This window comes from Pseudoalteromonas sp. KJ63-1 (assembly GCF_055808145.1).
Genome location: NZ_CM147855.1, coordinates 743287 through 766801, shown reverse-complemented (window position 1 = coordinate 766801; position 23515 = coordinate 743287). Strand labels below are relative to the sequence as shown.

Here is a 23515-nt window from a genome sequence, read left to right as displayed (position 1 = left end):
TATATGCCTTAAAGGCATATTTATAATATGCTTATGAAACAAAAATGCAAACAAAAAAACCAATAAAATTAACAAAAAACAAACAAACACCCATTCCTTTAAACTAACAACAGGTGAACAATATTTATACTATAAAAATAAATAAAAACATTTCACTAGTCCTTTATTAGAGAAATCCATAAAAAAAGCCCTTTCGGGCTTTTTTGTTTTTATTACTTAGCGAATACACTGGGGTCTTGGTTTAAACTCACTGGCCCTAAGTGGTAATTGAATCACTTTGCCACACCCTGGTGGTGCTTGCTTCCCGGTTTGCTCGTTTACAAATGCCCACCGAATTGAAGATGGACGAGTATCGGCAATGGCTTGGGGGTTTAGCGGTTTTAAATAACGAATATAAGTTTCAAGCGCCCCTACACTACCAGTCAAACCAGTGCTTTTATTATCGTCACGACCTAGCCAAGCAACCGTCACTGTATTTTGGTCAAACCCAGCAAACCAGCTGTCGCGTAATTCGTTACTGGTACCTGTTTTACCTGCGAGCTGAATCGACGGAAAATGTAAATTTAAGCGCTTAGCAGTACCATCTTTAGTTACTCGCTTCATAGCGTATTTGGTCATATACATAGCATCTTTAGTAAAACGTTGTTCGTTACTCACTTTATGCTTATAAAGTACTTTACCAACCGAGTCGGTTAATGCTGAGATAGACGTCAGCTCTCTGTACTTTCCATCTGCAGCAATCGTGGTATAAAGCTGCGCCACTTCAAAGCTCGACATTTCAATAGCCCCTAATAGCAACGATGGGTATTCATTAATATAGCCTTTAGCTCCTAAGCCCCTGAGGGTGTTAGCTACTTTATCGACCCCAACATCAAGCCCTAAGTTAACTGCCGGAATATTAATGCTGTGACTGAATGCTTTATAAAGAGGCACGGCGCCTCGGTATTGACGATCAAAGTTTTCTGGCTGCCAAATATTTCCCTCTTCATTAGTGACTTGCAAGGGTGAATCATCAAGCAATGTCGCTAAGTTATAATGAGGAAGCTGCAGTGCACTTAAATACACTGCCGGTTTAACTAATGAGCCAATATTGCGCTTGGTATCTAGCACGCGGTTAAACCCTGAGTAACGCACATCGCGTCCAGAGACTAACGCTGATACACCGGCTTTTTCAACATTAACGGAGATCATTGCCGCTTCTAATTCTTTGGTATTTGGACGCCTTTCCAAATAAGGTAAACTGACCTTAATCGATTCTTCCATTGCGGTTTGTTTTTGCAAGTCGAAGTAGGTAAATACGCGCACCCCTGCATCTAACACTTCTTTATCAGGTAGCAGCTGTTTCAGCTCGCGATTAACCAACTCTAAGTAACCTGGGTAAGACTTTTGTAAGCTGGCTTTCATTGGCGCAATATCAATGGCGCGCTTTAACGAGGCTCGATACTCTTTAGTAGAAATAAGTTTATTATCGACCATTAAACGCAGCACTAAGTCACGACGCTCCATAGCGCGCTCTTTGTAACGTCTAGGGTTATAATAAGAAGGGCCTTTAACCATGGCCACCAGCAAGGCAATTTGGTCGTACTCAAGTTCATCAACGGGTTTTGCAAAGTAAAACTCAGCCGCTAATCCCATACCATGCACACCTTGGTTGTATGACTGACCTAGATAGACTTCGTTTAAATAAGCCTCGAGAATCTGATCTTTTGAGTAACGATAATCAAGAATAAGCGCAATAAAGGCTTCATTGATTTTGCGTACTAACGAACGTTCGCGAGTAAGGTAAATATTTTTAGCTAGCTGTTGCGTCAGTGTGCTGCCACCTTGTACGGTTCTTCCTGCGCGAATATTGGTATACAAAGCGCGTAAAATAGAAAATACCGATACCCCGTGATGCTCATAAAAATCGCGGTCTTCGACCACTAACAAAGCATTTTTAAGCATGTCTGGAAATTTATCTAATGGCACAAATTCACGGTCTTGTTTTGAGTCATTACCTATACGGGCTATTTGTACAGGCTCTAATCTGGCAGTGTTTAAGCGACGACCGAATTTATCTTTAATACTGGCAACCTTTTCCCCAGAGAAACATAGTTCAATTACGTGAGCATTTTCTAAACCATCATAAAATTCAAAATCACGACGAAAAATCTTAATACTATTAGCTGTTTTAATATATTGCCCTGTGCGGCTTAAGCGATTAACTGCCGTGTAATTTAAACGTTTAAGCTCCCATAAAACTTCTTGCTCAGATAAAAACTGCCCAGGAAAAAACGTCATTGAACGCGCATACACTTGGGCTGGAAGTTGCCATTTATTGCCTTCAAATTGGCGGGTGATTTTTGCATCAAGATAAATAAAGTAAAATGCTACAGCGATGAAAGTCGCCAGACTCAGTTTCCAAAAAATAGAAAACAAAGTTTTTAAAAATGGCCGTTTAGCCGAACTTGCGGTTTTTTTGCAGCACTTTTTCGCGCTGATGTTTTAGATGACTTAGTAGCGCGCTTAGTCGAGGATTTACTGGTCGGTGTTTTCTTTTTTTCAGCCATTTAAGTGTAATACATTCCAAAGGTTGATTTAACGCGAGGAGCTTATCACATTACTCTAACACCTGAAAAATTAACCCTTCCTGAAATCAAAAAAGCCCTAACTGAGTAGGGCTTTGATTGAACACACAATACTTTTAATTACTTCTTACTGAAACAAATTCTGGGTAAGCATCAATACCACAATCATGTTGATCCATACCGTTTAGCTCTTCCTCTTCGGTAACACGAATACCCATGGTTTGTTTTAAGACTGCCCAAACAATGAATGAAGCGATAAACACAAAGCCAATGATACATAGTAAACCAATTAACTGCGCCACAATGTTAGCCTCTGCATTAGTAACCGGCACTAACACCACACCTAATATGCCACATACACCATGCACAGAGATGGCACCTACAGGGTCATCAATTTTCACTTTATCAAGTGCCACAATACTCAGTACAACTAGAGAACCACCTAGTAGGCCATATAAACACGCCATTAATGGTGATGGTGATAATGGATCTGCAGTAATAACCACTAAGCCTGCAAGTGCGCCATTAAGTACCATGGTTAAATCTGCCTTACCCCATAATAACTTACATAAGAACAAGGCTGAAATTGCACCCATAGCTGCAGCAGCATTGGTGTTAAGTAGTATTTGACCTACCGCAGTTGCATTTTCTTTATCTGAAATTAATAACTGTGATCCACCGTTAAAGCCAAACCAACCCATCCATAAGATGAATGTGCCTAATGTAGCAAGCGGCAAATTTGAACCTGGAATTGGGTAAATCTCACCATTTTTACCATATTTACCTTTACGTGCACCCAGTAGAATTACACCCGCAAGCGCTGCAGCTGCTCCGGTTGCATGGACAATGGCAGAGCCTGCAAAATCAACAAAGCCTAATTCAGATAAGAAGCCGCCACCCCATGTCCAGTAACCTTCAATTGGGTAAATTAATCCTGTTAGTACTACTGTAAATACTAAGAAAGCCCATAATTTCATACGTTCCGCTACGGCCCCAGATACAATAGACATAGCCGTTGCAACAAACACTACTTGGAAGAAAAAATCAGACTCTAGTGAATGATCGGCATCTGCAGCTTGACTACCTATTAGGCCACCAAATGAAGGAATAATTCCGCCTTCAACGTTGTCTACATACATAATATTGTAACCGACCAACAAAAACATAGTACAAGCGATAGAATAAAGTGCGATATTTTTAGTTAGGATTTCTGTAGTATTTTTTGAGCGCACTAAACCAGCTTCTAACATTGCAAAACCGGCTGCCATCCACATAACTAAGATGCCAGAGATTAAAAAGTAAAACGTATCGAGCGAAAACTTCAGCTCTATAATTGTATTTTCCATGTTGCCCCCTTAAATTGCGTCATCATCAAGTTCGCCTGTACGAATACGGACGATTTGATCTAGGTCGTAAACAAAAATTTTGCCGTCACCAATTTTGCCCGTTCCAGCAACTTTGGTAATGGTTTCTACAACGCGTTGGCAATTTTCACTACGAGTGGCAATTTCAAGTTTAATTTTAGGTATAAAGTCAACTTGGTACTCTGCACCACGGTATAACTCTGTATGACCTCTTTGACGTCCAAACCCCTTAACGTCAACCACGGTCATTCCTTCGATGCCTAAATCAGCGAGTGCTTCACGCACATCATCTAATTTAAATGGTTTTATGATTGCACTGATCATTTTCATAGCGGCCCCCTCGGACTCTTTATTGTTATCCTGTTGGGTAACATAATCCAACCTTTGTGCCAACATTTAATTTAATTTAAAAACAACAACTTAGCCTTTAAATTTAAACTTACCACAAAAAAAACGCACCATTTAGGTGCGTTTTTTAACAACTCAGCTACATTAGTGCGCATATAAAAATGCCCCCCAAATTGCGCTATAATATAAACAGTTAGCCAATACAGTTTCTGCCTTTGCTTTTTGCTTCGTATAACGCCTTGTCGGCAACACGCATCGCATCTTTTAAATTGGTATTTTGAAACTCTGCAAGCCCAATACTCGCCGTTATCGTGCATGACTTGTCACTGATAGAAAAATCGTAACTCGCCATTTTTTTCTAAATGCTTCTAAGTATTCGCGTGCTCGAGCTAAATCGATATCTGGTAGAACAATGGCAAATTCTTCACCGCCCACCCTTGCTACAGTAAATTTTGCAAAGGTTGAACGAACAAGAGACCCAACCTGCTTAAGCGCCTGATCGCCGCCTTCGTGACCAAATGTATCGTTTATATTTTTAAAAAAGTCCACGTCGAGTAGCGCTAGCGTATTATTTTGATTTTGATTTTTTAATAACTTTTCAGCATATTGATAAAAATAACGTCGATTGTATAAACCGGTTAAGTGATCTCTAAAAGCACTTTCTTTGATATCTGCAATCAGTGATAACTGCTCCATTGTTTGCAATACCCTGCAATGAAACTCTTCATTCATAAAGGGTTTAGTCAAAAAGTCGTTTGCGCCATATTTTATAAAGCGTGCTGATAAACCGTGCTTGCCCGCTCCAGATAAACCAATTACAGCTAAATCGTCTCGCCCTCTAAAATTACGAACTGCTTTAACTAGCTCAAAGCCATCCATTGTTGGCATGGCATAATCAGTCATAAGTAGCTTTATATCTGGATCAGCTTTTAATATTTCAAGTGCTTGCTGGCCGTCATTCGCAGTGCTTACATCAAACAATTGCTTTTCGAGCATTTGCTTCATTAACGAGCGACTCAACATAGAATCGTCCGCAATTAATGCCTTACAACCTTGGTTTCTTAAAAGTTGAGAAATCAATTTAACGGCATAATGATAAGAATCACGGTTATCTTTTATAACGTAATCTACCACACCATCTTCTAGCATTTGCTGACGTTTGTACTCGTCTATCTTTGATGTAAGCACAACCGTAGGAATTGCTTTAGAAAGTGTATATTTGGCAACTTCGCCATTTGGGGCATCGGGGAGAGTTAAATCAACAAGTGCTAATGAATAGTCATACTTTTCTACGTGCTCCTGGCATTCAGCTAATGACCAGGCAAAATCAACGGCAACATCTAAATACTGGGCAGTTAAGTGGCGTAAAACCTGCTGGACTACTTTACTGTCTTCAACCACTAATACTCTTTGCATAGACCTTCTCTTTGCTCTCATTATTTTTGCAACATCTGCTGCAAATACAAAATAATAAAACTTACTGGTACCACACTTTAAGCAGCAAAAATAAGTAAATAAAAAACATCCCAGAGTCATTGTTATTTAACGCTTTAAATATTAAAGCACATTCCATTAACCAACTTGTAGATCAATAACTATAATAAAAACAAACTTGCTGGCAAATATACCCGATTTTAATTCTTAGCTAAATAATTAAACAAAAATTTACACCATAAATAATTTATTATTTTACTTATCAGCTTATGTTAATTAACTCACCGATTATTATCGGCAGCTAGTCTCAATACTTTTGTTTTTTAGTGAAATATCGCTATAACTGCATTATACAAAATAAAAAGGGTCAGTTATGAAATTTAGTCGAAGTCTATTTTTACCCATTGCCGCAATTGCACTCACATTTACAAGTGCAACGTTTGCCGATAATCAACGCCGTATTGATATCGACAGTAAAGTGGTTACCCAGCACAAAGCAAAAATAAATAACGAACGATTTTCGTATAAGGTAGCAACTGGTACACAACCGGTGTGGGATGACAAGGGGGATGCCATTGCAACCCTTCAATATACTTATTATACCCGCGATAAAGTAGATGACAGAACAAAGCGTCCATTGCTAATTTCGTTTAATGGTGGCCCAGGCTCAGCATCGGTTTGGATGCATTTAGCTTACACTGGTCCTCGTGTTTTAAAGATTGATGACGAAGGCTATCCAATTCAACCTTATGGTGTAAAAGATAACCCTTATTCAGTTTTAGATGTAGCGGATATCGTTTACGTAAACCCTGTAAATACAGGTTATTCACGTGTTGTAGAAGATAAAGACGGCAACCTTCTACCTAAAGATAAACAAAAAAAGCTATTTTTTGGCGTTAATGCCGATATAAAGTACCTCGCAGAATGGCTTAATACTTTTGTATCTCGAAATGAACGCTGGCGCTCTCCAAAGTTTTTAATTGGTGAAAGCTATGGTACTACTCGTGTATCGGGTTTAGCGCATGAACTGCAAAATAGTCAGTGGATGTACATTAACGGTGTTGTACTCGTTTCTCCTACCGATATTGGCATTAAACGCGACGGCCCTGTAAAAGCCGCTAACCGCCTACCCTACTTTGCTGCAACAGCATGGTATCACAAAGCACTAAACGTCGATTTACAAGCAAAAGATTTAGACGAGCTATTACCAGAAGTTGAACAGTTTACTGTTAATGAGCTCATCCCTGCGCTTGCAAAAGGCGGTTTTATTGCGCCAGACGAAAAACGTCGTATTATTAAAAAAATGGCTGAATATGCAGGTTTATCTGAAACATTTGTTAGTCAAAACAATTTAGATATTCCAACACAGTTTTTTTGGAAAGAGTTATTACGTGAACGCGGACAAATGGTTGGTCGACTGGATTCGCGCTATTTAGGCATAGATAAACGCGATGCCGGTGAGTCTCCAGATTACTGGGCAGAGCTTACATCATGGCTGCACTCTTTTACCCCTGCAATTAACTACTATCTTCGTGAAGAGCTTAATTATAAAACCGATATCAAATATAACTTATTTGGTAACGTTCACCCATGGGACAGAAGCGGAAATAATACCGGTGAAAATTTACGCTTAGCCATGGCTCAAAACCCTTATTTAAATGTAATGGTTCAGGCGGGCTATTTTGACGGTGCAACCAATTACTTTGATGCCAAGTACACCATGTGGCAATTGGATCCAAGTGGTAAAATGCAAGATAGATTAAGCTTTAAAGGCTACCGCAGTGGCCACATGATGTATCTACGTCATGCAGATTTAGAAAGCTCTAATAACGATTTGCGCGAGTTTATAATGCAGTCTTTACCCAAAGACGGTGAATCCGCTAAATACTAATTAGCTTATATCCACTTAAAAAAGTGACCAATTAGGTCACTTTTTTGCTTATAACCGCGGCAATTCGCCATGTGTGCAATTACCGGTGCGGATGACGGTTGGCTTTGCTGTGTAATGCTTAGTAGCAAGTATTTCAGCTAAATTGATTAGCGTCTTAAGGGTACTTTTTAAAGCGACCCGATTATTTAACCACGTAGGAATCTTGCCGCCTGGTAACGCATACACTTGATAACTAATATGTAAATTTTTCGCCTGCTGAGTTAGCAACCACGTTGCATTTAAGGTGCTTATTCTTATTACCCCTTTAGTTTGAGGTAAAAAATCTGGGCGCGCGTGAATACTAAGTTGCGTTTGCAAGTCATTCACTTTTTATAGCACGAATAAGTAATCACATCCCTGTTACTAACAGGCCAAGGGGAGTCAATAAAACTATAAACAAGGTTTTCTGAAGGGCTTAAACTTTTAAGTAACGTGACCTTAGTAATATTTTCTATCCAGCTAGGGGCTGTATCGGTATCACTAAGTAAAGCAACTAAATCCTCTGCAGTGACATTGTTAACCACCGTTTCAGCTTTCATTTTCAAAGTATCGTCAGTTAAACGCTGAAAATAAACACTCACCCCTTGTTTGCTTTCGTACAATTGCCAAGCAGGCTGTGAATCAGCTTTTATAGCAAAACACAAAAGTGAAAAAATCATGCACTTTTGCAGCAAAGTCCGGCCACAAAAGTGCTTAGTCATTAAAGCCAATATGGTTCTGTATCAAATGAAGCGTGTCGACTTTGCTCCATGGCACTGACTAAAAAGTCAGATTTTTGTTCTAACCATAGTTGTATTTTTGCCAGTTGAGCATCTTCTTGCCCGCCACACAGCTGTTTTAAATAATCAAGCGTGCTTAACTCATACATGCCATGAGAAATGTCCAGCCAAGGGAGCCTAAATTCTAATCGCTCATCTTTATTAAACAGTGCACCTAAACAGTTACCACTGAGTAAGCTATTTTCTAATTGAGTGCGAAAGTTTAAGTAATCATTGCCTGCTAAGCTTTGCTCTTTAGGGAGTAAACGGTGTAAGTTTTTCCAATCCTTATCAAATAAGCGATGAGCAATATCCACAATAGGTTGCTCTGCATTTTGAAGCTCTGATTGGCTCCAATCTTTACGCCATTGCTTATTTATCAGCCACGTTGTTAAGCTCAGCAATAAACGGTTGTAGCGGGCACTATGAAACAGCGAAAAAATATCGTCAATGCTCGGCTGTAACTCTTTTAAATCGTTAATAACTTGCGTTAACGCAGGAGCACTATTTATTTTTTTATAAAAAGCATGGCGCTTAGAGGTATAAGTTTTTAACTGAATCGCATTTTCAACCCATGCCAACTCACTTAATAACCACTTTAGCTCTGTTCTGAGATGATCGGTACTTTCTTTACTAACAATATCGTCAAACAACCAAAAGTTGTGTCTAATTAAACTAATGCCATCGGTTACCCGCTTTAATGTTTTTAAGCTCGGCTTATCGAAGTAGCATTGCTCGTGTTTTTGCACAAAGCGAATACCAAAGCCCATAGCTTCAATGAGGGCTTGTTCTTGAGTAGCTTGCTTATTAAGTTTAACAAAACCGATTGATTTACTTGGTTTTAACGGTGTTTCATCCGCAAGGCGATAGCCTCTTGCTGCTTTTGAATAGAGCCCTAAACGAATGCTGTTTTGGCTCACTAATATATCCGCCAAAGCAAATAGCTCCTCACGACTACCTTCAACCAGCTCGATTTCAAGCTCGCTGATAATCTCTACCTTACCTGACGCAGCGACTTCACCTTTATCTAATACCACTTCAATTTTTGCACCATTTGGGGTTTCTATTAACCACGTACGGCGGATGAAATTAGTGCTAAATATAGGATATATATTTTGTGATATGGCATCAATTTGCATACCGTGAGGCCAAATTGATGAATCAAACGCCATTAAGTTTGGTCGGTTTGTTTCTATTGGAAGATTGTATTCAGGGCGCTGATGTAAGCCCCCGACCACTTCTCCAGCAAGCTTAATTGTTTGCTCACAGTGCTCGTCTGTACAACGCGTTCTAAAACCAATATCGAGAGCTCTTAGCTCTCTGCTTGGTGTATCATAATAAGCATTTTGCAAACTTTTAGAAGGTTTGTTTGTGACTGTTTTTGCAAATTGAGTAATTAGTGAGGGGATCAGTGGAATGACGTCATCTGATACCAAAAATTTCAGTTCTATCTCAGTATCCATTAGGCTTGCGGATTACCCTTAAAATTAATAAGTGCTCAAAATAAACAAAGCAGCCCTATATTGCAAATTTTTTAGTCATAAACACGCAAGCAAAATGCTCTGGTTACAATATCTGTCTTGCTATTAAACTATTAAATCCATACTATCTATATACTTATGCGAAATAAAAATCACGTTCACAACGGACACTGCTAGATTAACAAGGTAGATAAATGCTAAAACACTGTTTACTATGGCTGCTTTTAACAGCCGCCCCGTTTATGAGCCAAGCAGAGGAAGCTCAATCAACGTCGCCGACTAATGCTAAAACAGCTTATATAATCGATAATTTGTATACTTTCATGCGCTCAGGTGCCAGTAAAGACTATCGCTTACTTGGTTCAATAGATGCAGGTACACAACTCACTTTATTATCTGATGAACAAAATGGCTTTATAAAAGTTAAAGATGATAAAGATCGTGAAGGCTGGGTAGAAGCTAAATTCATTAGTGAATCAGCGGGTTTAAAACAACAATACCAAGCCCTCAATAATGAAATAAGCACTATGCAAAATAGACTTCGCCAAGCGCAAGTTGAGTTACCTGAGCTGCAAGAGCAAAACACACAGTTAACCGAACAAAACGCGCAACTATTAGCACAAATTAGTCAGTTACAAGGTGAGCTTTCTCAAGAACAACACCTAAAACAAGCAACCAGTGCTAAAGAAAAACGCCAGTTACTTACTTACGGTGGAGCCATTGCATTTTTAGGTTTGTTCTTAGGGATTATCTTAACTATCGTGTTATCACGAAGAAAACGCTATGAAGGTTGGGCATAAGCTTAACTTAATATAGCAGGCATAAAAAAAGCATCATATGATGCTTTTTTTATGCCTGCTATATTTTATCTTTAAAAAATACCTGCGTTAAATATCTAAACGAAGCCCAGGGTCTTGTTTGATTTTTTCTATTACCATGTAAGTGTGGTGTGTGCCCACTCCCGGAATATCAACCAAATCACCTAATACTTCTCTGTATTCGTCCATGTTGGAAACGCGAATTTTTAATAAATAGTCATAACCACCCGCTACCATATCACACTCAACAACCTGCTTAATTTTAAGAATGTGTTCACGAAATACTTTAAATACGGCTGTATTTGAAGTAACTAATGATACCTGCACATGGGCCACTAGGCTTTGATTAAGTTTTTCCTCACTTAATTTAGCGTAATACCCTTCAATATAGCCCTCTTGCTCTAAACGTTTAACCCTATCTAAACAGGGACTGGGGCTTAAATTCACCTGCTTTGCGAGGTTAACATTTGAAATTCTACCATTGCGCTGCAAAACGTCTAAAATTGATATATCGATACGATCAAGCAGGCGTAATCTATTCGGATTTGTCATATCAGTATTTTATATGGATAAGTTAATAATATGCCCTGTAAATTATCGTAAAACGGCGAAATTAACCAGCATATTCTGTTGGATTTTAATTAGAATGCACGCTTTACACCAACAACATTTAGCGGTAATTAACAATTATCCTAAGTCTTAACACTCCTGAGGGTTGCTTATGTTATTCAATGGCGATTTAACAACGACTTGTCCGATCAGACAAAAGATCCGTGACTTTTACCGTATTGATGAAAATGCGGTTATTGATCACATTTTACCACTTGCAGAAGTCGGTGTTAAAGCACGAAGCCGTGCATGGGAAAGAGCTCGCCAAATAGTTTTAAACATTCGTAAAGACCAAGATGGTCAAAGCGGTGTTGATGCGCTATTAAATGAATTTTCACTATCGAGTGAAGAAGGTGTGGTATTAATGTGTTTAGCCGAAGCATTGCTTCGCGTTCCTGATAAAGCAACTCAAGAAACATTAATACGTGATAAATTAGCAAATGGCGATTGGAGCTCTCACTTAGGTAGTAGTGATTCTTTATTCGTTAATGCCTCGTCTTGGGGATTACTAGTAACCGGTAAAATGGTTAACTATAACGACAAAACGAAAGAGCAGCAGTTTGGCATACTTAAAAAAACAATTGGTCGTTTAGGCGAGCCAGTTATTCGTAAGTCTGTGAACTTCGCGATGAAGATAATGGGTAAGCAATTCGTAATGGGTCGTACCATTAACGAAGCAATTGAGCGCGCGGCTGAAAAAGAGCAAAAAGGCTATGTATATTCATACGATATGCTAGGTGAAGGCGCTCGCACAATGAAAGACGCTAAGCGTTATTTCGACAGCTACATGAATGCGATTCATGCTATCGGTAAAGCGGCGAATGGTCGTGGCCCGATTAAAAGCCCAGGTATTTCTGTAAAGTTATCGGCTATTCATCCGCGTTATGAATTTACTCATAAAGAACGCGTGATGGAAGAAATCGTTCCAAAATTAAAAGAACTTGCTCTTGCCGCTAAAAAATACGACATCGGTTTTACTGTTGATGCTGAAGAAGCAGACCGTTTGGATATTTCACTCGATGTTATTGAAGCGGTATTTAGCGATGACGACCTTGGCGATTGGCAAGGTTTTGGCTTAGCGGTTCAGGCGTATCAAAAACGCGCTATTTTTGTTATTGAGTGGCTAACAGACCTAGCAACCCGTGTGGGTCGTAAAATGATGGTGCGTTTAGTAAAAGGCGCATACTGGGATACCGAAATCAAAACCACGCAACAAGATGGTTTAGACTTCTTCCCGGTATTTACCCGTAAAGCAACCACAGATGTGTCATACAAAGCATGTGCGATTAAAATGCTTGAAGCACGAGATGTGCTTTACCCGCAATTTGCAACACACAACGCCTATACTGCAGCGACTATTTTAGAAGTAGCGAAAGGTGATAACCAAGGTTTTGAATTCCAACGTTTGCACGGTATGGGTGAATCTTTATTTGACCAAATCGTTAATGAAGAAAAAATCCAGTGTCGTGTATACGCACCGGTCGGCCAACACGAAGACCTACTTGCTTACCTTGTTCGCCGTTTACTAGAAAATGGCGCTAACTCATCTTTTGTAAATGCCATTGTAGATACCACTCAACCGGTTGAAGCATTATTACCAGATCCTGTTGAAACGCTGCAAGGATTACGTAATAAGTACAACACGCAAATAAAAATGCCAATTGATTTATACGGTGAAGAACGTGCCAACTCAAAGGGTATGGATTTAACTGATATTAACGTGATAACCCCGTTTAAAGAAAATTTAGACACTTGGTTTGAAGAACATTTAATTGAAGAAAGCCAAGTACCAGAGGGCGCGCTGGCAGTTAAAAACCCAGCAAACCATAAAGAAATTATTGGCCATGTGAAATTACAAAATAGCGATGAAATGAAAGTGTTGCTAGCCAATGCTGAAACCGCTTTTGAATCATGGTCACAAACGCCAGTAAAAGAGCGCGCTAACTTATTGCGTCGCGTTGCTGATATTTTAGAGCGTCATCATGATGAACTTGTTGCTATCTGTATCAAAGAAGCAGGTAAAGTGGCACAAGATGGTATTGATGAAGTACGCGAAGCGGTTGATTTTTGTCGTTACTACGCAGCCCGTGCTGAAGAGCTTGCTCAAGATGAGCGCTTTGAAGCTCGAGGTGTGATTTTATGTATTAGCCCATGGAACTTCCCACTCGCTATTTTCTTAGGTCAAGTTGCAGCTGCTATCGTTACGGGTAACACAGTAATTGCAAAACCTGCAGAACAGACGAGCTTAATTGCCCTACGCGCTATTGAATTAATGCTTTCTGTTGGTTTACCTGAGCACGTTGTACAACCTGTGATTGCTCGCGGTAGCGAAGTAGGTAAAACCATTGTGCCAGATGAGCGCATTCAAGCTGTTATGTTTACAGGTTCAACTGAAACGGGCACGCTTATTTCGCAAACATTAGCTGCACGTAACGATATTCAAGTACCTTTAATTGCAGAAACTGGCGGTCAAAACTGTATGATTGTTGACTCAACAGCGCTTCCTGAGCAAGTTGTTGATGATGTTATCAGTTCTGGTTTCCAAAGTGCCGGTCAACGTTGTTCGGCATTACGCGTGCTCTTTATTCAAGAAGATGTTGCTGATGGCATTATCGATATGATCAAAGGCGCACTTGCTGAGTTACATATTGGCGACCCATCATTACTCTCTACAGACGTAGGCCCTGTAATTGATGAAAAAGCGCTGAAAACACTTAATGATCATGTTGAATACCTAAAAGGTAATGCAACACTTCACTACGAGTGTAAAATTCCTGATAACAGCGAAAATGGCGCATTTTTCTTTGCACCACGTTTATACGAAATCAAAGACTTATCGGTGTTAAAACGTGAAGTATTTGGCCCGTGTGTACATGTGATCCGCTTTAAAGCGAGTGAGCTTGATAGTGTTGTCGACCAAATTAACAACACCGGTTACGGCTTAACAATGGGTATTCATTCTCGTATTGAAGAGCGCTGTGAACACCTAGCTAAAATGTCGCGCGCAGGTAATGTTTACGTAAACCGTAATATGATTGGTGCGATTGTTGGCGTGCAACCATTTGGTGGCCGTGGACTATCAGGTACTGGCCCTAAAGCGGGTGGACCAAACTACCTACAACGCTTAATTAAAGAAAAAGCATCACCAGATAACGTACAAATGACTAACCTAACGCCAGACGAGCTTGATTTACACCACTACAGTGGCGCAAATGAGCAAGTAGAAAAGCTAATGGTTAACTCTATGCGCGATGAAAAAATTTGGCGTGCAACACCACTGAATGACCGAGTTTCTGCGGTGCGTCAGTTATTAGCGAAAGTAGCAACCGTTGAGATTATTGATGATCTTGCAGACGACTTAGCGTTAACGCTTGCCGATGCACGAGCTCAGTTAAACCGCTTAGAAAAGCACATGCGCAAATATACAACCTTACCGGGGCCTACGGGTGAGTCAAACACTCTTCACCTTGAAGCACGCGGCTGTGTAGTATGTTACGCAGATAAGAGCACCTCATTTAACTTTTGGGCACTATCGATTATTACCGCGCTTGCTGCTGGTAACACGGTAATAACGGTAGCATCTGAAATATTTTATGATGAAGCGGTTGCTTTTAGAGATAAGTTTATTGCGACTGGCGTTGCTGAAGGTGTTTTTCAAGTAGCTAAACCAAATCAGTTACAAGCGATATTGGCGCATCCTCACCTAGCCGGTGCGGTAGTTGCTGCACGTTCTTCTCGCTTAGGCTACTTCAGCCAACAGCTTGCACAACGTAAAGGCGCTATACTGCCAGTGATTAGCTCTGAGTATTACGACACGCTAATTAAGCGCTTAATTACTGAAAAAACAATCAGTATAGACACGACGGCATCAGGCGGTAACACCTCGTTGATGACCCTTGTTGAAGATGATGAATAGCAATTAATGCATTAATCTAAATAAAGGCATCTATTTGATGCCTTTTTTATTCCTATCTACGCATTTATTTGTTAATTTAAAAAATAATAACTGTTAATTAGAGTTCACTTTGAAAATCATTCCTACTTCACAGCTAAAGCCTGGTATGTTTGTACAAAAAGTTGTTAAACAAACTGGTAGCATTAGAATAAAAAACCAAGGCTGGGTTAAAACTCAAAGTGGGATTGATAAATTAATAAAATCAGGAATTTTAGAGGTTGAAATCGACCCTGATAAAATGCTCGAATCTGAAGAGCCTGAAACGCAAGCAACCTTACCTACTCAGCACGAAATCAAAAAGCGCGATCCTTGGTTAATTACCCACAGTGCCGAACAAGAAATGAGTAAAGCTAAAAAGCTTTATGATGAAGCAAAAAACCTGCAAACCAAAGCTTTTGGCGATATAGAGTCTGGCCGCACTGTTGATGTTGCTCCTTTTAAAGAACTGGCTAATGGGTTTATTGACTCCGTATTTAGAAATCAAGATGCCTTGGCGTGCATTACACAAATGCGCCAAAAAGATGCCTACTTACTAGAGCACTCGATAAATGTCTCTATTTTGATGAGTATTTTTGCAAAACATCTCGATATTGAAAAACCAGTTATTGAAGAACTTGCCACAGGTGCCCTATTACACGATATGGGAAAGATAAAAATACCTGACGCAATTCTTAACAAGCCTGGTCGCTACAGTGACGAAGAATTTAAAGTGATGCAAAACCATGCTCGCTTTAGCAAAGAAATATTAGAAGACGCAGGGTTAACGGGAATTGCCGTTGATATCGCAGGTATGCACCATGAGCGCTTAGATGGCAAAGGCTATCCTTTTGGTAAAAAAGGCGATGAAATAAGCCAGTACGTTCGTATGGCTTCTATTGTTGATGTTTATGATGCATTAACCGCTGAACGGGTTTATAAAGCGGGCATGGAGCCCATTAGAGCATTTAAAATTTTAAAGCAAGGCTGCCCAGATAGCTTTGATGGGGTGCTACTTAATAAGTTTATTCAGTGCATTGGTATTCACCCTGTGGGCACACTGGTAAAACTTTCTAGCCAAAAGGTGGGACTCGTTACTCAAAGCAACCCTGCAACACCATTAAAGCCAGTAGTAAAAACGTTTTTCAATGCAAAACATGGGCGTTACACTGAAGTTCAAGACGTTGATTTATCAAACAAAAGAACGCAAGACACGCTTGAATCAGCAGTAAAACCCAAAGAATATAATATAGATTTAGAAGGCTTTTATAAGCACTCTATCTTTAGTTAATTGGCCACTATTGTGGCCAATCTTGCAGGGCTTTTAAGCTAAATTCATAACCATCAAAATCAAGTACGCTCTGATCAGGCGCTATTTCTAATACCTTCAACGCACCAATAGACTCCCCTTCATATAGCTCTCTGCCATTGAGCTTTATCCAGCGTTTATCCGCCGCTGAAGAATAAATATGTGCCTGATATTTAATGCTTGGTAACATACTTTGTAAGCCATCAGGAAGTAGCTCAACAGGCTGTACTCGTGATGAAAGGCGAGAGCCTTGAGTTACTTCATAGTCGGCTGTTGTTTCTGTGCTATTAACGGCTTGCGCAAACGCATTTTTCAGCGTGTCGGGAACCGTATCAAGTTCATTATTTGACTCTGGCTGCGCAGGCACATTTTGATTAAGTGGTTTACCTAACACCTTGTATTTACTCAACTCATCTGCAGTGAGTGTTCTTTTTGCTGATTGAGTTGGTACACTTTGCGGTTGGCTGCTCGGTGATTGAAAGCTAGATGAAGCGTTATTCTGCGTCGAGAAATTTTGCGTTTGCCCTTGAGACGCTTGATTAACGCTCATAGGTAAATATTGTCCTTGTGGCGTCAGCAACATTTGCTGCACACCCGTTGGGGTTTGTACATAAACCAACTGCCCTGCTAGCGGCACAGAGTTGTTAGGCGCAGCTGCTACAATGGGCGCTTGAGGGGTTGTTACTGTTTGAGCAACCGTTCTTTGTACTTCCTCTGAGCTTGTGGGTTTTTCTACAACCCCTGACTCTTTTTGACTAAGGTCATTTTGAACAGGCTCATTTTTAACGGTTACATTTTCTTGTTGCGCCCACTTGCCGACAAAGAAGCCACAAGCCAATATACCCGTTGCCAATAAACTTCCTGCGAGTAAAAAACTAATTCGACGATAGGTCATCAACTGGCGTTGTTGTTTTAATTGTTGCGCTTGCAAGTCATATTGCTCAGCGCTCATGGTATCGTGCTTTGACTGCTTTAACGCATCTAATAAATAAGACATGAATCACCTAACTAAAAAATAAAAGACAGGCCAATTCCTGTACCAAAAAGCATTAACGCAGCAGCGCTATAAGGCCAAATTGAACCTGTTGTTTTACTCACTTTATTATTTGTTGCAATAAAGTCGATAGGTAAAGATTCACTCGCCGCTTGTTTAACAATATCACTGCCAACAGTTTCTTGTTGTTTAGAAAATGCGCCTACTAATGCGCGTTCACACACCAGATTCATTAATCGGGGCACGCCGCCAGTGAGCTGATGCACCATTTGCATTGCTTCCACTGAAAATATTTTCTTATCACAACCTGCAATATGCAGCCGATGTTGAATATAAGCAATGGTTTGCCCTGGTGTTAGTGCTAACAAGTGATATCTGGCAGTAATACGCTGTGCCAGTTGCCTTAACTCATTTCGCTTTAGAAGTACCTGTAACTCAGGCTGCCCTACTAATACTATTTGTAATAACTTTTTATGATCCGTTTCAATATTGGTTAATAAGCGCAGTTGTTCTAGCACATCAGGGGCAAGCAATTGTGCTTCATCAATAATCAAAATAGTATGCCCCCCCGCTTTATTATTAAACTCAAGGTGCTTTTTAATGACATCCGTTAAACTTTTCAGGGTTGCATTTTTGGCGTCGTAAGTTATTTGTAATTCATCGCAAATACTGGCTAACAGTTCAAGTTCTGATAACGCAGGATTATAGATCATTGCTACTTGGGTATTTTCAGGCAGTCGCTCTAACATACTACGCGTTATGGTGGTTTTACCCGTACCCACTTCACCTGTTAACAGCACAAAACCACCGTCTTCACCTAACCCATAAGTAAGGTGTGCTAATGCTTCTTTGTGGCGTTCACTTAAAAATAAGTAATGGGGGTTAGGCGAAATTGAGAATGGCTTTTCTTGTAAACCAAAATAGCTTAAATACACCTTTATAGTCCTTGGTCGTTAATTCACGGCCTATAATGGCAAAAAAATAGCCTGGGTGACAACTACAACCAGGCTTTATTATTAAAATAGTGTAAATAAAAAGGCTAAAGTAAATAAAAGCGCATTTTTAGATTCGCTAATACATTAGGGTCTGTTGATCTTTGCGGATTAATATTTGTTCAAACTAGGGGCGGTTTAATCGCGGCGCGAGGTTTGTAACCTAGTGGGCTAAGTAAAAACCGAGCAACAAAGAGTAAATCGCCCTTAGGCAGAACCCTTCGGGCAGCGCCTGTTTGGCATTGATGCTGCGTTATCGCCTATTTATGGGGAATAACCACACCACATAGGCTCTGCCTTGCCTAAATACCAAACAGACTGCTGCAAATTTAACCTTGAAAGATCAACAGACCCTAATTAACTACTTCTCATAGCGTACTAGGCGTAAATATACGTTACTTGTTTTAGCATGTAAGCTATTTAAACCACTGGAAAATTGATAAACCCATGCCGAATTTATATTACTAATACCCGAGGTATTAGACCAATAATTTTGCGACTGCGTTGCTAAAAAAATATCCGCATCAATACTTGGGTCGGTACAACGGTGATCAACGATACTAGCTAACTCTTTAATACTTGGTACTTGCCAGTCGTTATAATCTGCTGTGCTGTCATTAACTGCGCCTTTAAGTGAAGCTTGCCAATTTAGTGGCTGAGTATCACCATCGCAGCTAGTTGTTTCGCTATTATAAACTTGGCCATAATTACAGCGCTGCCACATCAGCCCTGTTTTAGTATCTGACACAGTGCCATCAATATTAATCACAAATCGATCGGTATCATCGCTAGTCGCAACTTCTTCATAACACTGCTGCGCTGCAAGTGACTGGCTCAATCCTAAGGCTAATAACATAGAGACTTTAATTAATTTCATAATAATCACCTTAACGATTTCTAACTAAGCGCACGTAAGCGGTATTATCTTTTGGATAGGCTAAATCGTTACCATCCATCATATCGATAGTGTAAGCCTGAGATAAACTGGCACCATCAACCGCGGTTTGTGAAGTCCAGTAGCGTAAATGCCCTACACTGTTAGTCGATGGTGTATTAGGGAAAAATGCAGTATCTATCAATACATTTTGCCCTTGTTTACCGTAGTCGATTAAACCTAACAGCTCAGTATAAGTGGGTAAACGCCAATTACTGCCACCACAAAAATCAAGCGCGTTAACTTCATCTATATAGGTTTGCAATCCACAATCAGTGTTGTTTGGGCACGTAGTATTAGCACTACCCGTTACATCGCCACTGTTAACAGACCCTTGCCAAATATAGCGGTTTTGTCCATCACGCAGCGAGGTATTTGGTAACACACCGGAGTAAGGGCTTTTCACTTCCCAGACAAGGCCGGTAGTATTATCGCGAATACAGCTAAAGTTCGACGCATCATCAAGAAGCTCATCGGCAAACTCATTAAGTTTGGTGTAATCAAAAGCAAGATTCCCTTTACCCACTTTACCTAAACGATTGGCAAAACTATCGCGCCCAAGATCAGCATCTTGAGCTGGAAACTCATCATTATTACAATTAATACGTTGAGTATTGTTATAACACTCACCCAGCCCAGTATCGTTTATTAACCCAAGCGCTTTAGGTGTTACATCAATAAATACAGTATCTGTGTCGGTACGCCCTTTTAAGTCCATAACTTGTACTTCAAAGCTAAGCGTTGCATTTAAATCAATATCAGAGGCGAAAAAGCTAGCAGTACATGACTGCGATTCAAGAAGAGTTTCGGTATTTCCGGTAAGTTGTTGCCACCTACATTGGTAAGTCTGAGTTGCCGCTTCGCTTGCAGTGGCATCTAAAATAACCCTATCAAACTCTTCTACAGTTTGGTCTGCCCCCGCATCGGCAATAATCACTTGGGCTGTTTTATTGAGAGTCATATCAAATTGTGATGCAGATACGCCGCCCTCATCATCCGTTACGGTGAGTTGCCATTTTAAGTTGGTGTTATTTTCTAATAATGGATGAGGAAAACTAAGCGTTGGATTGGTATAGCTATCAATTGTTAAATCAGGTCCCGATAATAATTGCCACAAGTAACTACTAATTTCGCCATTTTCATCGGGGTCTGTGGAAGTTAAACCACTAAGGGTTACAGTATCTTTATAAACTGAGGGCAAATTTGCAGGAGCAACTTGAGTAACAACAGCAAGAGGAAGCTGGTTATTAGAGGCAATGAAAACACTTAATTCGTCATTTACCAAACTACCGCCTGATGTTTGATAGCTTACTCTTAAGACCAATTCACTGTCAGATTTTACATCCGGTGCAGTGATGGTTTGTTCAGCCCCTTCAAGCGGAAATACATCTAGAATAGGACCGCTTACACGCTGCCAAGTAAATGTACCATCTGCAGGAGAGCCTTTTGCAGAAATAGTAAACTCTGATTTTTCTACAACTTGGAGATCGTTACCAGCAAATACTGACGTTTTAATATCACTGTTATCAGCACCGTCTCCCCCTCCACATGCAGCCAAAAGCAAGCATGACATAAGTGGTATTAACGAAATTGCTCTCATACTAAGCACCTTTGTGTCTTAAAATTATCTAATAAGACTGTGAAGCAAAAAAAGTGCCATTATAAATTATAAATTATAAATAGCTATCTTGATGAATACGAACAAATAACTTAGTGCCAACTTTACTGTAATCTACTTTATATTCGCGGCCATCTAAGGATTGAATAAACAACAACTGTTTTTCCTCGCTAAATACATCTGGACTTGCAATATAAACCATATCTAAGTAGCGCTCTTTTGCATCACGGCGGTTTTTTGGCAGCTCTTCTTTAAATGGTTCAAGGCCATTTGCTGTTACTTTAATTCGAGGATGTTCCTCACCATTAACAATCACTAAATCTAGTTTTCTGTCTTTGTGAATTATGGTGTTTCGACCACTTTTAATAAAAGATCTGTCTTGGCTCATAGTTATTCCTAATCCCGCAGTGAGTGCTTATATTATTATTCGCACTGCGACTTTATAAACTGAGAGGGATCACGCTTCCATTTATTTAAATTTGCGCAAAATTCCCAAATATCACTTTCTATTACACTGGCTGGTAACAGTAAGTCATACCCTGTTAAAAGCTGAAGATGCTTAGCCCTATTAGCAAACATCGCTATAAGCCCATTGTAGTCAATTCCTTTTTTTGACCTAAATTTACTATCTTCAACTAACCATTCTGATGGGCAATGCCCATTTTTGCAATTTTTTTGAACAACTTGCATAAACAAGTGCCGTTGTTCTATTAGTAATTTACCCGCAATTCTTGGGGCTAAAGCAGCTAAAAATGTATCTATATCATTTAACTTAATACCAATCGCGTTAAGCTCAAGATGATCAATACCGTTATCAACTTTAGGAATGCCGCAATGGTGTATATTTTCTTGGTGTAAAGTCCACTGCCCGTACTTATGCTGATATGTTACTTGCTGCTCAGTTAAAATTATACTATAAAAAGGTTCCTGTGTTTTAAAAAAACCAATTAAAATTGCTGCAATACATAAACTTACTAAAAAAATTTCAATAATACTGATTTCACCTGGACGCAATAAATTAAATAGCATGATAAAAATCAAGCCAATGCTACCTACGACCAGTATTTCAATCCCATTTTTAGCGCCTTGCGCTCGGTATTTAAGTATTTGTTTTTTTATATTAGCCATACTGAAAAAACGCCATATAAAAGATAAACATAATAATAGCCCACAATACTAAATTTCTCAGTGTTAAACAGCGTTTGCATGATGTTTTGAAGTTCATCAATTAACTCCTATTATTACTGTTAAATATGCGCAATGACTAAGTATCAGTTATTTTTACGCCTAACGCACAAATTAATGAGACACATAACCGCCTTTTTTTGTCCTGATTTCGTACAATACTTACAATCTATTTTCAGGTATGAAAACCATGCACTCTAAACAATCAGGCAAAGCCCTATTTCCATTTATTATTTCGGTACTAATAATTTTTAGCGTTTATTTATATTTGCCTGCATCACAGGGCGAGCAAGCTGATTACTCGGCAATGACAACGCAAGTCTCAGCGCACACTGTCGAGTCGCAAGAAAACGCCATTATGATTGAAGCCATTGGCAGTGCTCGTGCTAATCAGGCTATTTACATTAAAAGTGCACAAAACGATTATGTCACCAGTATTTACTTTGAAGATGGCGACTTGGTCAGCAAAGGACAAAAGTTAGTGCAACTGCAAAATCAACAAGAACAATTTGCAGTAAAAGAACTTAGCATTAATTTACAAGAAGAAAAACGCCAACTAGCAAGACTTACTGAACTTTCTCGCTCACAAGCGACTGCCAAGTCGTTACTTGAAGAACAGCTTGCCCGCGTTGACGCCAGTGAAGCTCAACTTGAAAGTGCCAAAACTAAACTCGATGAAATGGCTATTATCGCGCCTTTTTCTGGGTTATTGGGCAAACGTGAAATATCGGTAGGCGCTTATATTAGTAACAGTACAATAATAACAACCTTAGATGATATCAGTATCATAAAAGTTGATTTTAAAGTGCCTGAAAAGTATTTAGCTCAACTGAGAAACGGAATGACGGTTCGCACTCAAAACGATGCTTATCCTGATCAAACCTTTAGCGGTAAAGTAACTCATATAAGCTCACGCATTGATTCAATCACTCGCAGTGTAGAAGTAACAGCCAGTTTTACTAATAAATCGGGGTTACTCCGCCCTGGTATGCTTCTTAAAACTGCACTAGAGCTAAGCAGCAATCAAGCGCTAATGGTGCCTGAAAAAGCAATTATTCCTTTGCAAGATAAACATTATGTTTTTCAAATTGAAGATGGCATCGCAAAACGAAAAGAGGTGCATGTTGCAAGTAGAAACAATGGCTGGGTTGCGATAGACAAAGGGTTAGAGAACGGCCAGCAGATTATTACCGAGGGAATAATCAAAATTCGCTCTGGTAGTAAAGTAAGCGTTAAGGGGTAA

16 protein-coding genes and 2 pseudogenes are annotated in these 23515 nt (G+C 39.7%); 5 read left to right on the top strand and 13 right to left on the bottom strand.

From position 1 onward, the window contains the following. Positions 1-216 precede the first annotated feature (216 nt). The 4 genes and pseudogenes from mrcB to AC0L7Q_RS03540 all read right to left on the bottom strand — a co-directional run bounded on the left by mrcB (position 217) and on the right by AC0L7Q_RS03540 (position 5695). Positions 217-2418 (bottom strand): penicillin-binding protein 1B, encoded by a 2202-nt coding sequence (gene mrcB, locus AC0L7Q_RS03555; protein ID WP_418157334.1) that lies wholly within the window; start codon positions 2416-2418, stop codon positions 217-219. A 265-nt stretch (positions 2419-2683) separates the two neighbouring features. After that, positions 2684-3913: an ammonium transporter gene (locus AC0L7Q_RS03550; protein WP_413401395.1), complete on the bottom strand. Its 1230-nt coding sequence runs from the start codon at positions 3911-3913 to the stop codon at positions 2684-2686. Between the two features lie 9 nt (positions 3914-3922). Beyond that, positions 3923-4261, bottom strand: coding sequence for a P-II family nitrogen regulator (locus tag AC0L7Q_RS03545; RefSeq protein ID WP_010391070.1), 339 nt, complete (start codon positions 4259-4261; stop codon positions 3923-3925). Positions 4262-4472: 211 nt separating this feature from the next. Beyond that, positions 4473-5695, bottom strand: a pseudogene (locus AC0L7Q_RS03540) (diguanylate cyclase domain-containing protein). Between the two features lie 391 nt (positions 5696-6086). Here AC0L7Q_RS03540 and AC0L7Q_RS03535 point away from each other — a divergent pair. After that, positions 6087-7604 carry a S10 family peptidase gene (locus AC0L7Q_RS03535; RefSeq protein ID WP_413401393.1) on the top strand — a complete coding sequence of 506 codons (1518 nt, stop codon included), beginning with the start codon at positions 6087-6089 and terminating at the stop codon, positions 7602-7604. Positions 7605-7652: 48 nt separating this feature from the next. Here the strand turns inward: AC0L7Q_RS03535 and AC0L7Q_RS03530 are convergent. Continuing rightward, positions 7653-8344 (bottom strand): annotated as a pseudogene (locus AC0L7Q_RS03530) (START domain-containing protein). After that, positions 8344-9864 carry a CYTH and CHAD domain-containing protein gene (locus tag AC0L7Q_RS03525; protein WP_413401392.1) on the bottom strand — a complete coding sequence of 507 codons (1521 nt, stop codon included), beginning with the start codon at positions 9862-9864 and terminating at the stop codon, positions 8344-8346. The pseudogene AC0L7Q_RS03530 and the gene AC0L7Q_RS03525 overlap by 1 nt, the downstream one beginning before the upstream one ends. 212 nt (positions 9865-10076) lie before the next feature. On the opposite strand from AC0L7Q_RS03525, the gene AC0L7Q_RS03520 reads away from it, so the two are divergent. Continuing rightward, positions 10077-10682, top strand: coding sequence for a TIGR04211 family SH3 domain-containing protein (locus AC0L7Q_RS03520; RefSeq protein WP_413401391.1), 606 nt, complete (start codon positions 10077-10079; stop codon positions 10680-10682). An 87-nt stretch (positions 10683-10769) separates the two neighbouring features. Here AC0L7Q_RS03520 and AC0L7Q_RS03515 read toward each other — a convergent pair whose 3' ends face one another. Further along, positions 10770-11252, bottom strand: coding sequence for a winged helix-turn-helix transcriptional regulator (locus tag AC0L7Q_RS03515; protein ID WP_413401390.1), 483 nt, complete (start codon positions 11250-11252; stop codon positions 10770-10772). Between the two features lie 169 nt (positions 11253-11421). On the opposite strand from AC0L7Q_RS03515, the gene putA reads away from it, so the two are divergent. Together putA and AC0L7Q_RS03505 are read left to right on the top strand one after the other, a co-directional pair. Continuing rightward, positions 11422-15225 carry a bifunctional proline dehydrogenase/L-glutamate gamma-semialdehyde dehydrogenase PutA gene (gene putA / locus AC0L7Q_RS03510; RefSeq protein ID WP_290170668.1) on the top strand — a complete coding sequence of 1268 codons (3804 nt, stop codon included), beginning with the start codon at positions 11422-11424 and terminating at the stop codon, positions 15223-15225. Positions 15226-15334: 109 nt separating this feature from the next. Continuing rightward, complete coding sequence (locus AC0L7Q_RS03505; RefSeq protein WP_413401389.1) at positions 15335-16531, top strand: HD-GYP domain-containing protein; 1197 nt, start codon at positions 15335-15337, stop codon at positions 16529-16531. Positions 16532-16538: 7 nt separating this feature from the next. Here the strand turns inward: AC0L7Q_RS03505 and AC0L7Q_RS03500 are convergent, their stop codons facing one another. The 6 genes from AC0L7Q_RS03500 to AC0L7Q_RS03475 all read right to left on the bottom strand — a co-directional run bounded on the left by AC0L7Q_RS03500 (position 16539) and on the right by AC0L7Q_RS03475 (position 22215). Next, positions 16539-17546 (bottom strand): general secretion pathway protein GspB, encoded by a 1008-nt coding sequence (locus AC0L7Q_RS03500; RefSeq protein WP_409424849.1) that lies wholly within the window; start codon positions 17544-17546, stop codon positions 16539-16541. An 11-nt stretch (positions 17547-17557) separates the two neighbouring features. Then, positions 17558-18478, bottom strand: a complete 921-nt coding sequence (locus AC0L7Q_RS03495) for an ExeA family protein (RefSeq protein WP_413401388.1) — start codon at positions 18476-18478, stop codon at positions 17558-17560. A 418-nt stretch (positions 18479-18896) separates the two neighbouring features. Next, positions 18897-19412 (bottom strand): Lcl C-terminal domain-containing protein, encoded by a 516-nt coding sequence (locus AC0L7Q_RS03490; protein WP_409424847.1) that lies wholly within the window; start codon positions 19410-19412, stop codon positions 18897-18899. A 10-nt stretch (positions 19413-19422) separates the two neighbouring features. Continuing rightward, positions 19423-21069 (bottom strand): Lcl C-terminal domain-containing protein, encoded by a 1647-nt coding sequence (locus AC0L7Q_RS03485; RefSeq protein WP_413401386.1) that lies wholly within the window; start codon positions 21067-21069, stop codon positions 19423-19425. Between the two features lie 73 nt (positions 21070-21142). Further along, entirely contained in the window at positions 21143-21475 is a 333-nt protein-coding gene (locus AC0L7Q_RS03480) for a hypothetical protein (protein WP_010391054.1), read from the bottom strand. Positions 21476-21510: 35 nt separating this feature from the next. Next, positions 21511-22215, bottom strand: a complete 705-nt coding sequence (locus AC0L7Q_RS03475; protein ID WP_413401385.1) for a DUF2982 domain-containing protein — start codon at positions 22213-22215, stop codon at positions 21511-21513. 247 nt (positions 22216-22462) lie between these two features. Here AC0L7Q_RS03475 and AC0L7Q_RS03470 point away from each other — a divergent pair, with 247 nt between their 5' ends. Continuing rightward, on the top strand, positions 22463-23515 hold the full coding sequence (locus AC0L7Q_RS03470; protein ID WP_413401384.1) for an efflux RND transporter periplasmic adaptor subunit: 1053 nt from the start codon (positions 22463-22465) through the stop codon (positions 23513-23515).